9 protein-coding genes and 1 pseudogene are annotated in these 17183 nt (G+C 47.3%); 3 read left to right on the forward strand and 7 right to left on the reverse strand.

Going from position 1 to position 17183, the window contains the following annotated elements; all coding sequences use genetic code 11:
• Nucleotides 1–135: 135 nt before the first annotated feature.
• The 5 genes and pseudogenes from QUA38_RS01685 to QUA38_RS01710 all read right to left on the reverse strand — a co-directional run bounded on the left by QUA38_RS01685 (nucleotide 136) and on the right by QUA38_RS01710 (nucleotide 7348).
• Nucleotides 136–1206, reverse strand: a complete 1071-nt coding sequence (locus QUA38_RS01685; RefSeq protein ID WP_333158645.1) for an aromatic ring-hydroxylating dioxygenase subunit alpha — start codon at nucleotides 1204–1206, stop codon at nucleotides 136–138.
• A complete protein-coding gene (locus QUA38_RS01690) occupies nucleotides 1206–1892 on the reverse strand; it encodes a class I SAM-dependent methyltransferase (protein WP_333158647.1) in 687 nt (228 codons plus the stop codon). Before QUA38_RS01690 ends, QUA38_RS01685 begins: the two co-directional genes overlap by 1 nt.
• Nucleotides 1893–2184: 292 nt before the next feature.
• Nucleotides 2185–4185: an FAD-dependent oxidoreductase gene (locus QUA38_RS01695; RefSeq protein WP_445305017.1), complete on the reverse strand. Its 2001-nt coding sequence runs from the start codon at nucleotides 4183–4185 to the stop codon at nucleotides 2185–2187.
• 562 nt (nucleotides 4186–4747) lie between these two features.
• A pseudogene (gene ltrA, locus QUA38_RS01705) lies at nucleotides 4748–6451 on the reverse strand (group II intron reverse transcriptase/maturase).
• A gap of 723 nt (nucleotides 6452–7174) precedes the next feature.
• Entirely contained in the window at nucleotides 7175–7348 is a 174-nt protein-coding gene (locus QUA38_RS01710) for a hypothetical protein (protein WP_333158653.1), read from the reverse strand.
• Between the two features lie 250 nt (nucleotides 7349–7598).
• Between QUA38_RS01710 and QUA38_RS01715 the strand changes: the two genes are divergently transcribed.
• Nucleotides 7599–9170: a CHAT domain-containing protein gene (locus tag QUA38_RS01715; protein WP_445305019.1), complete on the forward strand. Its 1572-nt coding sequence runs from the start codon at nucleotides 7599–7601 to the stop codon at nucleotides 9168–9170.
• A gap of 128 nt (nucleotides 9171–9298) precedes the next feature.
• Nucleotides 9299–11386: a hypothetical protein gene (locus QUA38_RS01720; RefSeq protein ID WP_333158657.1), complete on the forward strand. Its 2088-nt coding sequence runs from the start codon at nucleotides 9299–9301 to the stop codon at nucleotides 11384–11386.
• Between the two features lie 141 nt (nucleotides 11387–11527).
• On the opposite strand, the gene QUA38_RS01725 is transcribed toward QUA38_RS01720, so the two are convergent.
• Nucleotides 11528–12472 (reverse strand): hypothetical protein, encoded by a 945-nt coding sequence (locus QUA38_RS01725; RefSeq protein WP_333158659.1) that lies wholly within the window; start codon nucleotides 12470–12472, stop codon nucleotides 11528–11530.
• A 1000-nt stretch (nucleotides 12473–13472) separates the two neighbouring features.
• On the opposite strand from QUA38_RS01725, the gene QUA38_RS01730 reads away from it, so the two are divergent.
• On the forward strand, nucleotides 13473–15578 hold the full coding sequence (locus QUA38_RS01730; protein WP_333158661.1) for an iron uptake porin: 2106 nt from the start codon (nucleotides 13473–13475) through the stop codon (nucleotides 15576–15578).
• A 163-nt stretch (nucleotides 15579–15741) separates the two neighbouring features.
• On the opposite strand, the gene QUA38_RS01735 is transcribed toward QUA38_RS01730, so the two are convergent.
• Complete coding sequence (locus tag QUA38_RS01735) at nucleotides 15742–16995, reverse strand: FIST N-terminal domain-containing protein (protein WP_333158663.1); 1254 nt, start codon at nucleotides 16993–16995, stop codon at nucleotides 15742–15744.
• Nucleotides 16996–17183: the final 188 nt, after the last annotated feature.

The raw sequence follows: 17183 nt of genomic DNA on the forward strand, positions 1-17183 counted from the left end.
TTGGTAATTGCTTCTGGAAAGTTAATTTTCTCTGTTACAAGAATACCATGCTCAAGCTTGGAAGAGCTAACTCTCAACTTAGCCTGTGCAGGCTGGTTTCATTCGTCCCGCCGTAGGTTTCAATCTGATCCTGAATTATCCATTTTCGGCCTGACTTCTCATCAACTTTTGCACGCTGGCTAAGGCCCGATTTAATTCATAACTCTTTCTTTCTGAATTCTGCAAAAAAGCCTGCTGTTCTTCTTCAATCATTAACACATCCTGCCGCACCAAACCATCTAATAACTTTTGAGCAGCACCGAAACAACTATCTTTGATAAACCTGCGAAACCAAATCGGCAATTTGTGCAGTCGCCAAAACGCATTTAATGAGGTAAAGTGAATTAAATAAGCGCGAGTAGCTGTCTCGCTGACCGGACAAACCAAGCAGTAAATCTTAAAGTCGCTTCCCAAAGTTGAAACCCAGTGCGGGTAAATATAGCTCACCTCCAGCGGTTCGGGGTGCAGTCGGCGCAGAGATTTAAAAAATAACTGAGAAATTGACCAGATTTTATCTATTTTGTAATAACTTTGTGCCTGATATCGAGCAGTTACTTGATGCTCGTTTTCTTCTAAAGTATCTAGCACCGGATTTGCCCAAGCTTGCCAATCATCGTGCAAGTGTCCGTGGTACATATCCATCAAATTTTCAATTAAAAATGAATAGTGGGCCTGACAGTCGATGACTGAAACAGTGGCAATATAATTGAGATGTTCCCACTCTGGTAAATCCAGTAAATGAGTTTTTTCTGCTTGCGTTTCGTCGCCGGGAAACAGCCAGATAAAACCGTTTTGTTCCTTGACAGGATAGGAGCGAATTTTGCAGTTGGGTAGCTTTTGATTTTCTGCTAAATAATCGACTTCGGCACATTCTCCCCTTGCATTTAACCGCCATCCGTGGTAAGCACATTCGATTAAATCGCCTTTAACTTGGCCGTGGCTGAGTTTAACTTGCCGATGGGGACATCTATCTTCTAAAGCGTTGATTTTGCCTGCACTATCGCGAAAAAGTACGATCGCCTGATTCCAGATTTTCGCAGCGACGGGCTGAGTTTGCACCTCGGTGCTGCGGGCGATCGCATACCAGCGATCGAGATTAATACCCAACTGGCGGATGTGAGTTTTTTCTCCCCTTGCAGATACCGATTTTATCGCGTTGTTTTGCATTACAAATGTTCCCAAATTACGCCCATAAAACAACCCAATTTTACAAAATAACAGCCCGGAAAGCAACGACCGTAAATTTTTCTAAATCTCCGTTCTGACAAATACCTGTCGCTAGCTAAATGTTTCAACCAACTTGGCGAAAGTCTAAATCTTAATAATCTTAAAGCATTGCGCAATCCGTAGGTGGAACAGTCGGGTCTAAAATCTCTCGCCGCACCTAAGATGTAGCCTATTGTTGCAGGTGTTTCGACTTCCGATATATTATCTAAAAAGACGATTTTTCCGTGCGGATTTAACAATTTTTTAATTGCAGCGAGGGAGGCAGGGAGGTTGGGCAGGTGGTGAAAAGTAGTAGCACTAACTATTAAATCAAATTTGCGATCGAGCGCTAATTGACTAGCATCCATTTCGATGTATTCGATATTGGGTGCTGAGCGTTTTTGACGGGCGATGTCCAGCATCTTTGCTGATAAATCGACGGCCACTACATTATCGTAATACTGGGCTAATTCAAAAGCAAGAATTCCCGAACCGCAGCCAATATCTAATACTGCACCTTTGCTGGTCGATAGATTTTTAGTAAAGAAATCGTTCTGGCTTTGCAAGGTGGCGGCGAAATCGTATTCTGTTGCAAAAGCATCAAACATTACAGATTTATGGCGAATTTTGCAGTTACTCTTCAGCATCTATTATTGCTTTATACTTATTCAATAATATTTTAACCGTATATCCACCCCCCTCAACACAGATATTTTTTTGTTCGCAAGCTCTGCCTTTTCTCTTAAGGTAAACCACACCCACAAACCATAACTCATTTTAACAAAAGAATATAACTGTAGGAAACCTCCAAGCCCTTATTGAATCAGTCATTCTCATTGCGTAAAATCTAAAATCTAAAATCGTATGGCTGGGGGCGGTTTTCACCGAGGAGAGCAGCCGATAATTGACGATTTATAAAACCCGCCCCCGCTGCAAACCTTAGATTTTTAACACGCCTTCGGGATTCACCGTCAAGAGCGATCGCCTCTGCAAACCCTCCTGATATAAAATAGCATTAGCTGCCAACAAACCGCTGCTAACTGCCCTTTCCATTAAACCGCAAGGAAACGGCATTTTTACCCAATCTCCCGCAAACAAAAGGTTGGGAACAGCGCAGCAAGTTTCTGGTCGTTCTGCATAGCTACCGGGCGGATATCCAGAGAAATTCTTTTGATTTACTAATTCCCGGTGCAGCATATTTGCCTCTTTCAATTCCGGTACAATTTCGTACAATTCTTGCTCAAAAGTTGCCAGTAAAACTTCCTGGTTGGGAAACTCCTTCTCCTTGTAACAATAAGCGTGCAGTTCCACTACACTACCGCCAGTTTTCTGATTCCACTCGATGAACTGATCCTGAATTCGGTGGTAAAGCGTAATGCTGTCAGTCAGTTTGTAGCCGGAAAGCGAACTGAAATTGCTGTGTTCCCAGGGAAATTCGCGATCGAACCAAAAACGGCCCACCGCAAACGGATCGGCTATTTTTAAGCTCTCGATCCGGCTGTACACTTGCGGATTCACTTCACCGCTAGCCAAACTAAACAAATGCTGCATCCCCGGAACATCAGCCGCAAAAACATAGTAATCAGCCTTCAATGTTTCTCCCAAATTTGGAGGCTGCGATTGGTTGACCGCTGCTGCTAACTGTATTTCATCTGCTTTTTCATCGACTACCTTAAATCGAGGCAAATCCCGCTGAGCAGGCCCGCTGACAACTCGCCCTTCGGCATCAAAAACTGCCCCGTGACAAGGACAGTGAAATTGACCGTCGTTCTGTTTCTGAACTGTGCAGCCTTGGTGAGTGCAACTCAGAAAAATTGCCTCTTTTCCCGACGGCGCGGTGGCAAATACGCTGTCCCCAGCGCCGAAATATTCGGTCGAGTTGCTGTCAGTTAACAGTGCATTTCGCTTCACCCAAAAAGGTATTTTACTTTGCACGTCTCCCGATTGATAAGTCAAAGAATCAATCTGACCGTTTTCCCAGCGAATCTGACTGACTGCGACATCTGTCAATACTTTGCCGCCTTTGCTTTCAATGGCTCTGGCAATAGGCTGCACCAAACTCGTGCCCATATCTTGCCGTGTGCCGTTGAAAGCCAAACCCTCTGGATTTCCGAAAAAGTAAAAGTGGAAAAATTGCATTAATTCTCCCGCGCTCAGTTCGTCGGGAGCGTTGAGGCTAGATTTGGCAAAAGGCAGAAAATACAAGTCATAAAGTCCGCGCGGGAATTCACCTTTTACCCAGTCGGCAACGGATATATTGTCTAGTCTCTCAAAACTTTTTTGAGTCTGAAAACCGCCGATTTCCCGAAATACTTGCCAGTGAGCGGGTTTTGTCAGATTGATTCCCCACTTAAGCCGATTGGGAGAAGATATCCCCAAGTCAACTATATTCCAGGGAAAAGCTGAATGGTTGGGACGAAAAACTTCGGGTTTGTATTTGCCGTCTCGAAACAGAACGGCGTAGGATTCTAAAGATACAAAGTTATCAGTAATTTCTAGTTCTTCAACCACACTTTTGAGGTTGTAGTATTGCGGAAAAAAACCGTGGAAACCGTGTTCCATCATAAAAGTTTCGTTCCCGACTTGAATTGGCCAACTAGCAATTTTGCCACCGAGTTGGGGCGATTTGTCGAGCAATGTTACGGCGAAACCTCGCTGGGAGAGTTCGTAAGCACAGGCGAGCCCGGCCAAGCCTGCCCCCACAACTGCAACGGTTTTGCGGTTATTCAGCATTCGCGGCAAGTCAAGAGAATCTTGCACAAAAATGGTGGGCTCTGGCTTGGAAAATCGAGAGTAGCCCAGCAGCCCGCCGGCGGCACCAACTCCGAGGAATTTGAGGGCGGTGCGTCGAGAAACTGGTTGGGATAGCGGTGAATTGGTTGATTGACTCATCAGCGGTACGCGGTAACGGGCTTTAAACACAAATACGCCATAAGGCATATATCATAGACTGAAAGCAGGATGTGTGAAGAAATACTAAGACACATTCCTCTATCCGATCGCGATCGCACCGTGTCAATCGATTGAGATTTGAGATTTGAGATTTGAGATTAAAGAATTGAAGCCTTGACTTCACGGATAAATTCGGGGGGCAAGTTTCATCGGATACAGGTTTTTTATTTCTGGGTCCTGAGTCTGCTTTCGGAATGAATCCGGTGGCTTGTATCCTGGATGCTTTCGGTCAAGTGCGATCGCACACAATGTATAGTGGAAGGAGGCAGGCTTTAGTTATCTAGCAGAGAACCAAGAATCAAAAAGGAAAAAGCGACCGACCCCAGAGCGTAAAATCCTCTAAATAATTAAGTGTTTTTATTTATGTTGCTCAGCTCTTGGGAACCGCCGCCAATGATGTTAAAAAACTAAGAGATTTTCAGCCAAAATTTTATGCCAAAGGGGTAGAGTCGATAGAGGCATTTCTACCCCTACCTCTCTTTCAGAACGGAACGTGAAACTTTCGCCTCATTCCGCTCCTCGATATCTTCATCCTTTCTATGGATACAACTCAAAACGGATTATTATCATGATTCTTGTTAAGGGAATCATCATTTTTCGTTTTTGTGTCGTGACAATGCTTGTGTAGAAGTTGGAGATTCTTGTACTCATCCTTGCCACCTAGAGAGCGGGGTTGGATATGGTCAATTTCTACAATGTCTGTAGGTGTGAAGTACAAACCACAGTGGGTACATTTACCTTTTTGTGTCTTAAGAAGTGTTGCCACTCTTGTTGGTGTTTCAGGGTATTCTCCGCGTCTTTTACTCCAATAAATCCAGTTACCGTCGTAAGGTGTTGAATTGCCTTTTACCTTAACGTGCCTTATTATTGGCGTTGCTTGGTGTTGGGTTAGTTCTATACCTTCTTCTGTACTGAAACACCAATTTCTTTCGCCTACTGTTCGCCAGTATTTGTTTTTGTTGATGTTACCTTGTCCCCGTCTTCTAGCCTAGGCTCTTAGTTTTTTGTAGGTAAGGTGGTCAACCTTTGAGAAGGTTTCTTTACTTACTACCGTATAGTAATAGTTTGACCATCCCCTGATTATTGGATTTAGCCGACTAATTAGAGCAGCTTGAGGGGCAGTCTTGTGGATGTCTATTACTTCTTCAATCTTTAAAAGGTGGGCTTTGATATTTTGTTTATACGGGGTGATTAATGTTTTAAAACCAAGTGGTATTCCATGTGTATTTTTGGCACTTCGATAGTTACCTACCTTGTGTTGTTGTACATGAAACCCTAGAAACTCAAACCCAACATTTCCATTGTATTCGTTGAGAGTGTGGGTTAATTTTGTTTTGGTTGGTTTTAATTCTAAGCCAATATCACCTAACCATTCCGCAATTATCTTTTGACAGGCTATTATTACTTCAATGTTTTTGTGAATAATCACAAAATCATCGGCATATCGGATTAGACTGATTTCTCTTCGTTGGTTTATATTGTTACCTACGAATTGTTTAACCCGTTCTTCCATTCCATGTAAGGCTATGTTCGCCAATAACGGGGAAATTACTCCTCCTTGTGGGGTTACTTCAGTGGTCAGAAAGATTTCACCTTGGTCTAATACCCCGCTTTTAAGCCAGGACTTAATTTGTCTTCGTAGTCCTGGGTAGGTATTGATTTTGTCAAGTAATGCTTTGTGATTAATGCGGTCAAAGCATTTGGCAATATCAGCGTCTAGCACATATTTGGCTTTATATCTAATACTGTCAAAGATAGCTTCCATTGCATCGTGACATGACCGCCCTGGTCTAAAACCGTATGAGTTCGGCTCGAATTTTGCCTCCCATTCTGGCTCAAGAGCTGCTTTCACACCTGCTTGTAAGGCGCGGTCGTACATTGTGGGTATGCCTAATGGTCTTGACTCACTGGTTCCTGGTTTTGGTATCATTACCCGACGTGTCGGTTGTGATTTGCCAGTTACTTTGAGTTGATTTACTAGCTTGAAGCGTTGCTTTGGGGTTAGTGATTTAATACCATCCACACCTGCTGTACGTTTGCCAGTATTATCTTGAGTGACCCGTCGTACCGCTAAGACCTTATTAGACCATGAATTAATCAAGGTCTTCTGAAGCTTCCGAACTGCTTTAACATCGCCACGCTCACTTGCTCGATAGATACGTTTTTGCAACTTGAATGTCAATCTTTCGGCTCTTCGCCAATTGATTTTATTCCATTCCACCGTCGGGTTGTCCCGCGTTTTAGACATATTCATTGCTACTAAATTTCTATCCTTGAAGTTACCGTGTATCTGTCTGCATATCTCTGTTATTACAGCAGAGCATTGGCTTCTGATACAATCCCTCTTTCGTATATTATTCGTTAGCTACTTACTGAAAATCAACCTGATTCCAGAAATATACGAGAGTTACTTCGTTCCAAATACACATTGATTGAGTTTTTAGTGTGATGCTATCCACCGGGTTTGTGGGCGGTGCTTATAGGTCGCAGAGAGAATCGCCTATGCCCTATCCTTGCCTTTTGGCTTGGTCTTAATCAGTCTTTACCGTGTTTTGCAACGGTTTTATACCTGATTCAGCCGTTAGACCATCTTAGTTAACGGTGGTTCAGACACATCTTTGTTTCCTACACATGAACTCTTGCTTGACAGTTACCAGCTTCGGCTGCCAGTAGTCTGCTTTTTATCCCCGCTTTACCCTGTTAGTTGCTACTTAACAGGGTAGGGGATACGCTTTAACCGCTGCACTTGCGGACTAGGACTAAGGCTTGTGAGTCCTGCACCTAGATGTGTATCTAGTTGTTATGGTTTTTATAACCATACTAGCCGTCCCTGAGCGTTGTCACTCATTTCGACTAAACGAATCGCACCAGTCTCGACTAATTGTACGAAAGAACTGGAAATATCTCCGAGGCTAAACAATTAATCAGTCGAGGTTTAAGTAAGTTGACGCGAAAAGACTTAACTATTTTAAAACAACTAAATACAGAGAATATATCTACTGAAATCACTCAATATAGGGTCGATCGGTTCATGATATTCCCCATTCAACACCAAGAGCAAACCCGATTCAACTGGACAAGTGCGGATGTGCCGCAAAAAGTCAAAGACGCCCGTAGAGGTAATGCCGATTAAACTCACATCTTGCACCATTCTTAAGAACGGGATCTCCGGCCCATTCCATAAGAGATCAATTTTTTGTGGAACAGGCCGGAAAGTCTGTTCATCAAAGGATTATTGAGAATGGTGCAACATCTCAGTTAAATCCACCTGGCTGCTAGGTAAAAAACAGGACTTACTTGAAGAAACCGGGTTTTTGTGTAAGTCTTGTTTATGCAAAACCCCTGCATAATTTACAAGCTTTTACATAAATCGCGAATTTCTTGGTGCGGGGACTCAGTTAGTGTTCGTGCCCACACCCTACGGTAGATATTGGCGGTTGGTCTTGAATGCTAGAATCGTACGGCGATCGCCAGCACAGTCAAAATTCCCACCCACATCCCAACTTTTGCCAACTGCTGCCGCCAACGGCGCCCTTAACCGCCCCAAAATCATGCACTACCAACCCCAGCAGCAACGCCAAAAACACACGACTCAGAAAAAAATTAAAAAAGCTATTTTTTACTGTTTGATAGCAATATTTTTCTGCTGGAGTACCGCGAACCTCGCTACAATTGCCCAAAACACAGGCCAGGGCGGGCTTAACGGGCAAGAAATGAGAAATTTACTCGATCGGGGCAACCTCACCGAAGCCGTAACCAGAATCGAAGAAAGCTGGGAAGAAGACTATCAAACATACTTTGAACAAGACTTTGGAACCCGTGCAAAAACCGCCGAAGCAATATCAAAAACTCTCTCCCGCCTAGCAGTTCAAACAAAGAAAAAACCTGCTTTAATTTACGCTATCCCCCGCACCGACCAACTAGAATTAATCTTAATATTGCCCGATCGCCCGCCTATTCTTCGCAGCGTCCCGCAAGCCAAACAAGAAAAACTGCTCTCAGTAGTCAAAGAATTCAGCAGCGAAATCACCAACCCCGTAAAACTTAACACCACCACCTATCTAGAACCAGCCCAACAACTCTACAAATGGATAGTTGCACCCCTAGAAACAGATTTGCAAACAGCAAAAATTGAAACCTTGCTGTTCTGCGTCGGCGAAGGTTTGCGAACCGTACCCCTAGCAGCAATGCACGACGGACAGCAATTTCTGATCCAAAAATACAGCCTTGCCCGCATCCCCGCATTCAAACTCACAGACAGCAATTACATCGACCTCAGAAACGTGCAAGTTCTAGCAATGGGCGCATCAGATTTCGCAGAAACGGCGAACAAAGAACCGCTGCCAGCAGTGCCGTTAGAATTGGGCGCGATCGCCCGACAGTGGCCCGGTCAATCCTTTCTCAACGAAGATTTCACCATAGTAAACTTGCAATCCCAGCGACTGCAACAAAGATATGGAATCATCCACCTTGCCACCCACGCCGAATTTCGCCCCGGGACCCCAAATAACTCCTACATTCAATTTTGGGACACGCAACTTAGACTAGATCAAATGAGAGAGTTAAAATGGAACAATCCCCCTCTTGAACTGTTAGTATTAAGCGCCTGTAGAACCGCCTTGGGAGACAAAGAAGCAGAACTCGGATTTGCTGGTTTAGCACTGCAATCGGGGGCAAAATCAGCCCTCGCCAGCCTGTGGTACGTCAGCGATGCGGGGACTCTCGCCCTGATGACAGAGTTTTACCAGCAGTTAAAAATCAGCAGGCCACAAGACCCTCCAATCATTAAAGCTGAAGCTCTCAGGCAAGCACAAATTGGTGCGATCGAAGGCAAAGTGACGATCGAACGCGGTCAACTGCGAAGTTCCCGGGGCGAAACTCCCTTGCCCCCGTCCATCTCGAAACTCGACAGCAAAGATTTATCCCATCCTTACTACTGGGCAGCTTTCAGCATTATCGGCAGTCCTTGGTAAGTGGGCCTCTTGACCGAGAGTGATGATAGGCTATAAAACATAAAGTAATTCAGTGCCTGTAGCTGTCGCTCAACAGCCCGCTGCCAAGCTGTGACGAATCAAGCGGGAGCCTTCAAGGGGAAACTAAAATGAAAAAATTAGAATTTTTGCTACAAAAAGAAGGCGATCGCGCCTGGTTGCCCCTAGAAACCTCCGACGTGGAAATTCTAGAAGGTAAATACCGTGTTGTTGCTCGCATTCAGCACCCCAACACCGACATCGAAATTCGCGTTACCCATACCTCCTTCGACCCAGGGGCGCAGCGGAAAGTCCAAAGCCGATCGGCCCGCACCAACCCCGAAGGATTAGTCGTGATCATTCCCTACACCAGGCTCAAACCCGGGCTGTGGGAACTCTCCTGCTTGCCAGATCCCAAAGCAACCCCATTAAAACCTTGGCAGTACGGCGTTCAGTTGGAAGTATTGCCCGCAGAATCTGAAACCTCCGAACCCCTACCGCCGATCGACCAAATCGAACCTGCAACTTCCCTCTCACACTCAGAAAAGGCAGCACCGGTCGATCGCGCAGCCCCACAAATCGCAGCACCGGTCGCTCGCCCCGCACCAACCCCAATCCCAGCAGCAGCTTCAGCACCGCAGCAGACCAAAATCTACCAATTCCCCATTCCCCAAACCCCCGAACCCAAACCGGGCGTCAAACTCGAACTCGTCCTCGATCAAGAAACCTTCGTCACCCAACTCGGTCGCCCCTTAATCATTTCCGGCAAAATCGACATTCCCCAACCCCCGCAAAAAACCAGAAAAACAGCAACTCTCATCCCCGAATCAGAAGCACGAGAACTCAAACAACTCATCGGTTCAGCACAACTACAAATTTACCTGCGTGACCCCCAAACCTCAAAAATTCTCGCAGAAATCCAGCAGCCAATGCCAGAACAAGTTCCCCCCTGCATCTTTGCCTGCGTCACCTATATCCCAACCGAATGCAAAAGTCGCCTCATTTTAGGAGAAGCAATTCTTAGCAGCGGCGGCGTCACCCTAGCCACCAAACTATTCACAATTACAGCTCGTTTAGAGCACCTTCTACAGGAAATTAAAGACAATTTCATCGAAGAAAAGCATCAAGCTGAACCTTCCCCAACAGCCTCAAAACCGTCTGGAAGCGCCAAAAATATATCCTTCCTCAAGCTAGTAGAAAAATCCTTAGACCCTCCCTCCCCCGCCGAAGCCCCAACTACTGAAGCCTTACCCCCCCTACTGGCTTCGCGTCACACTCCAAGTGCAGGCGGTCTAGAACTGCCCGCATTTGGTAACAAACTGCCCGACAGCAGCCGATCGCAATTGCTGTCGGAAATCTCCAATTCGCCTCGAACGGTCGCAGAGTCGAGTGACCCACAAACCAAACCCTCAGACACCCCAACTCCCCCTCAAACAGCGGAAACCGGAGCGATCGACCAAAAACCAGAAAACAACGTCGAATTAGAAAAAAAAGCCCCAGACACCCAGCCAGCACCCACAAAACAGGCATTTCAAACCTTAAACGTCGAAAGTCGATTTTGGTCGCGACTGAGTTCCTTAGCCAGCAACGGCGAATCCCCCGACTGGCTCAAAGCAACCACCCTGTCACCAACTCCAACAGCACCCGCAAATAGCAGCGACGAAATTGCCGTTGTGGAAAAAAGCAGCGCAACCCACCAGCAACCCGAAACCACCCAAACAATTTCCGACCCCAAATCCACTAGCCCGGAAGCCAGAGAATTTGTGGTTTTTGACGAACCGCTGCAACCGAAACAAGTTGCTCAACAAACCAGAACTGTCGCTGCAGAAGACACTCCCCCGACTCCCTACGTTTTGCCAGAAGACGAGTTAGTACCGATGCCGATTTTGGAATTGCCGCGCGCCGAAATTATCGCGGGCCAGGCTGTAAAAGTGCAAGTGCAACTGCCGGAATTAATGCCCCGGATTTATGTGAAAGTTTGGGTGTACGATCGACAAACCTACCTGATTCTTGACGGGCCGCGCTGGATTACCGAATTTCAAGCTAACGGCTTGGGAAATGTTCGAGCAAGTGTCGAGTTAGAGATTCCCTACGGCTGCATGGAAGTCGAATTTGAGGCGATCGCCGTCGAAATGCAAACTCAGCGGGAAAGCCACAAAGTAAGCGTTCACCGCCAAGTTTTGCCCCCTGCCGGACCAACTTTACCCCTTGATGGGTAAGCCAAAATCCGCGTGCCTCCCGGTTCATCCGCTGACATCTGCGGTTAAAAAAAGCCTCTTTAAGACTATTAAAAAAATCTGGATTGGGGGGCGAGAAATCGAGGGATATTCCCGGTTTCTCGCCCGCGCGCCACTCTGAATCTACTTACCAGTCAACTGCCGAAACTTCTTCTTAAACTTATTCTTATACACGTAGATTGATCGCTGTAAATCCTCAACTTGTAGGGACATTTCGGCAGCCAAACCCGTGCGGTTCCAAACATCCTCCTCACACTTGCGGCGGCAAAAATTCATCGGTTCCGAGTAAACTTTCCCACTCGATAAAGTTGGCTTCGGCCCGCACCAGTGAATCACAGTTGCCTCAGTGCGATCGCCTGCAGGCCCGCTTTCTTCCACCGGAAACCGCTTTCTGAGCAAATCCCGATCAAAATCCGGCACCAACAACTGCATATCCACATTCTGCACCCGCAGTCGATTTTCTTGTGCAGCCCGGAAAATCATAAAGTTCAAAAACCCCATTTCTCCGTACTTAAATATCCCCGGATTTGCCGCCGTAAAATCTAAAATTTCCACGTATTCTTCCAAGCTAAAAACGTCGCGTTTAGCAAAGAAAGTGCCTGTGCAGAAATAGTGCGATCGCGATTCCGACCAACGAAAATTCGGGAAATGCTTCTCAATGCCTGGAATGTCAAAGAAAAATTCCGAAACATCCGCATCCGGGTAATCGTAACAAGGCTTGTCTACAATAAAATCAAAGTCTTGAAAGTTAGCCAATTTGAGAACATCGCCCCAGACGATCGTATCGGCATCCAAAACCATAAAATTTGACCAAGGACTTTCCCAAAAAGCGATCATTTTAGTTTTGCCCCAACCAAAACTTCTTTTTCTGAGAACTTCTTCAGAAACAGTTGTGCGGTTGATAACTCGCACCCCATATGACTTTTCCAAAGCACTCACCGAAAACGTACCGTCAATCAACAGACAAATCGGTACATCTCCCAGGAAATAGCGGATGCTAGCACAGCAACCCTTAGCAAACAGATAATCTTGGTCGCAGCAGGCAATAATAATACCAAAATCTTCCATAAACCCTCACTCTTTATACTAATACCAGTTACCCAAAATAATCCGACTGTAGGCAAGCTCCAAACCTTTATGTCATCAGTTACTCCCTATTCTTTAATCGAAAATGGTATAACTTGCTTACCCCCAGCGTTTGGGTTTTTTGTTCTGACAGCAGCTCTATTTTCGACTTCTGCATTTTCGCCAGCTTAACACTAAACTCCTGCGATCGTCCGTAGGTAAAAACATCGTTAAAACCACTAGGAATCTTGGGCATAGTTGGTCTGTCAAGCAAGTGAGCTTTCCCTGGGCCAACAGCGGGTCAAGCACCACCCAGTTGCAGTCGTACTCAAACAACAAAAAGTTGTGTTAAAATAGCGGGAAATTAAACCCGCCGACGGTTAGTCTCAAAAAAGGCGATCGCCCTGGCAAGTCCCGACGGCAGCGGGCATCAAAAAAACCAAATTGGTCAAGCCTGAACTTTGGTTTAGATCGGGTCTATCTACCAGCCTTTAAGTTTCAGTTCCCCACTCATGGCGGGAAAATAGCCCCTGCCGGGTCGCGAGGTTTAAAGTTAGCTTAAAAAGCTTGACATTATAGGATATAAAGCTGTATAAGGGATGCGACAAGCAGCCACAATCCTACCTATAACTGTCTGTTAAGTCTGGCGTAACCGAGGACTCTGGGCAGTTGCTCAGTTAAAGGCAGATTGTTGTCGAACCCTTAGAACCAGTTGTCGATCGCCCGCAGAGCAACTCAAGCAAGTCGGGCGATCGAGAGATGAAATTAGCACGTGATGGTATAATCAACTGTAATGTAATGTGGGCTTGACCTGAATTGATGCCTGGGCGGTATAAGGGCTCAGCCCCCTAAGTTCAAGCAGAAGTAGACACGCCTACTGTGAATCAACAGTTATGGATATGTTCTATTTTGGCATTTATTGTCAACAGGCAAGCAACCACAAAAATTAGCAGTTGGGAATTGCTGCTCGTCGAGTTGAATAGAGTGTGAAGGTGTGAGGAAAATGAACAGAACTTTTTGGAATTTACTGCTAGTATCCCCGGCAATTCTGGGGCTATCATCAGTCATGAGTACCGCTGCGATCGCCGCAGAAGTGACCGCAACCGCTGAAGCCAACCAGCTAGCTACAGCTCAGTCATCTGAGTCAAAAATTGCAGAAATAGTTGGAGAAATAGTTGCAGAACCAGTTGCAGCAGCCCCTGCTGCCCCAGAAAACCTGGCTTTAAACAGCAGCGTCGAAGCGGCCCAAACCCCGGTCGTTAACGAAGCAGACGCTGAAAAACTCGCCTCAATCAAACCAGAAACCAGCGAAGCAGCAGTGCAAACAACACTGCAAACAACAGGGAGCGACATTGGCTTAGCAGCCCCAATCGCTCCGACCAGCGCCGCAGCAACAACTGAACCCCTAGCAGCAGTAGCAGGCACAGCCGAATCCTCGCCCCAAGCATCAGACTTGGCAGTGGGAATCAGCCAGACAGACGCCCCTGGGAAAATTGAAGTGCCAGCAGTCGCCAGCACCCCAGCTACTACCCCAGCTACTACCCCAGCTACTAAGGTAGAAATTGCTCAGACACCAGCCGCCGGAATGGGCGGCCCCATCGTCCCTGTCGCTCCCCAAGCGCTGCCGGCCCAACCGTCCGGAACCATGTCCCAGGTGACATCAGTCACTCAGCTCTCCGACGTGCGACCGACAGATTGGGCATTCCAAGCCCTGCAATCCCTAGTCGAACGCTACAGTTGTATCGTAGGTTATCCCGACGGCACCTACCGCGGCAACCGCGCCCTGACTCGCTACGAATTTGCAGCCGGCGTCAACGCTTGCTTAGACCAGATAACCCAGCTAATTGGGTCAACAGGTAACTTAGTTACCAAAGATGACTTAGCCATCCTGCAACGCCTGCAAGAAGAATTTGCAGCCGAACTCGCTACCCTGCGCGGACGAGTAGACGGCCTAGAAGCTCGCACTGCAGAACTCGAAGCAAACCAGTTCTCCACCACCACCAAACTGGCTGGAGAAGCCATTTTTGCTGTCAGCGACACCTTCGGAGATCCTATACAAGCTCGTGACGCCAACGGCAATCATATCCGCGATCGCGACGACCAAACGTCTACCAACTTCGGCTACCGGGTGCGGTTGAACTTCAACACCAGCTTCACCGGTCGAGACTTGCTCAGAACCCGCTTGCAAGCCCTCAACGTCGCCAACTACTCAGCAGCAACAGCTACGGGCACTAACATGGCTCGCCTAGCGTTTGATGGAGCTGAGAACAGCAATTTCACACTAGACGAGTTGTACTATCGGTTCCCGATGGGTAAAGCTACAGTCTTTGTCGGTCCTAAAGGGCTTGACCTAGATGAAATTGCAGACCAGGCTTCTACCTTTGGTAACTCTACGAGTAACGGTTCACTTTCCAGATTTGGAGTTCGCAACCCGGCCGTATTCCGCGGCCCGCAGGGAGCAGGCGCAAGTGTGAGTTTCAACTTGGGCAGCTTCCGAGCTACCGCGGGCTATCTCGCAGGCGACGGCGATGCTCCCAACCCCGCAGATGGCAGGGGCGTTTTCGACGGTTCTTTCAGCGCTCTGGGTCAGATCGGCTTTTTTAGCAGACCGTTTGACTTGGGCTTGACTTACACCCGGAAATACAATCGGGCAGGCGATGTTAACCTCATGGGCGGCGTCGGCAGTTTGTTGGCTAATCGGCCCTTCGATCAATCACCTACCGCATCAGATAACTATGGCGTGCAAGTTAACTTCAAACCCAGCAGTCGCTTTCAGATTGGCGGTTGGTACGGTTATACGAAGGCTGAACAACTGCGGGGTGGCAACAATGACGCTACCATCCAGAATGGTGCTATCACTGTGGCCCTGGGAGATTTTGCCCGACAAGGCAACGTCCTCGGCTTCGTCTTTGGTGTACCGCCAAAAGTTACCGAGAGCGATGTCGCCAGAAATCGCAACACCTCTTATCACTTAGAGGGTTTCTATCGCTTCCAAGTCAATGACTTTATTTCGGTGACACCGGGCGTTTACGTGATTCTGAATCCGGAACACAACAACAACAACGAGGATATCTGGGTCGGACTCCTCCGTACTACCTTTAGTTTCTAAGGTTTCCAGACATCTAGTTACAGGTAAAAGCGGCAGGCGACTGCCGCTTTTATTTATTGGTCATCAGTGGCTAGATTTTAGATTTTAGACTTTAGATTTTAGATTTTAGATTGTCAACAGTTAACACTCATCAGTCAACAGTTAACACTCATCATTTCACCAATTATGAATTTTGGCGGCAAATCCCGAATACGGATGTGTAGCCGTGCAGAAATGTGCTGCCGCCGACGGGACCAATTTCGCCGTTGCAGAAAAAGCCGCTCAGGGGGATATTTTTGAGGTATCGGCCAAACAGTCGGGAGTCAAAGTTCGACTGGCCGTAAAGCCCTTCGCCGCGCCCCAGACAAGAGAACATTAAGGCACCGGCGCTAGATGTACCGCTGTACTCGGCAGCCCGCTGATAGCGATCGAGCAGCATTTCTAGGTCTTCTGCGGAGGTGCGCGCGTCCCGCAGGTGGAATTGGATGCGCTGTCCGGGACGGACTCGATCGCCGATCGCAATTGCTCCCACTTTCGGATCTACTCCCAACAGATTGCGGATTAAAAAATCTCCCGGCTCTAATGTCAGCTTGAATTCATCGCTAACTAAGCCTACAAATAACGAGTGCTGGGCTAATTCTCGGTCTTCTTCGCTCAAAGTTTGAACTAACTCTCGCAAAGCCTCTAAGGGCGATCGCTCGATGCCCGCGCTGCCCGTATCGTCGGTTTGTTCTTCGAGTTTCAACAAAATATTGCGCTCTCCTTCCGTCACCCGATAAGGATGCCCGATCGGCCTGCAGCCTTGAGCGACGATCGTTTCCAAAACTATATTGCCACTCAAAGCTACCCCAACCGTCCCTTCTCGGTAAAGCTGATAGTCGCAAAACAGCGCCGCGCCTCTGCCCGCACCGTCCCCCCCGGCAAGTCCCCCTACCTTAGCCGCGCCCGGATAGGCATAATCGAGCCCTTGGAGCAAATCGTTAATTTTTGCCGAAAAGGGGTCGGCCAAGATGATGAACTGCGGTTCTTCCTGGGCAGGCACGCCCAGGAGATCCACCCAAGTATCCGGGGGACTATCTAAGTCCGGCAGTTCTTCTGCACCGACGTGAAAAGTTCTGACGTTCACTCCCGGCAAACGGGCCAGACTGAGGCTGACTGCCGGAGCTCCCTCGACTTCTTCGGTGAGGCCGCCCCGGTTCGTGCCGATGACTCCTCCCCCGCCGCAGCCCAGGATCGCGGGTACTGGCAGCAGTTCTCGGAGTAAAGGCATCAGCCGAGAATACTCGCTGGCAAAGGCAGACGAGATAAATATCAGCGCTAAATCAGCCGGGCCTTCTAGGTCGCGATCTGCTTGTTCTATAACTTCTTTGAGGGCGGATTCCAAAGAGGGACGGGTTGATAAAGCGCTGACCCATTGCATTTGGTTTTGGGTGTACATAAGGCAAACTTCTCTATAAAACTATCTCTATACATTAGGCTAACTGGAACTGGCCACTGGGGGGACGCTATTGTTGGGCGATCGATTCCCCATCGATTGCCGTTCTTGTGTTAACATAAGTTAACATGAGTGTCCCATTAATCTGTTTAGTGTTAAATGCCGTATTCAGCTAAATCTTAAAAGATAAA

The organism is Microcoleus sp. Pol12B4 (assembly GCF_036701385.1).
Taxonomy (GTDB): domain Bacteria; phylum Cyanobacteriota; class Cyanobacteriia; order Cyanobacteriales; family Microcoleaceae; genus Microcoleus.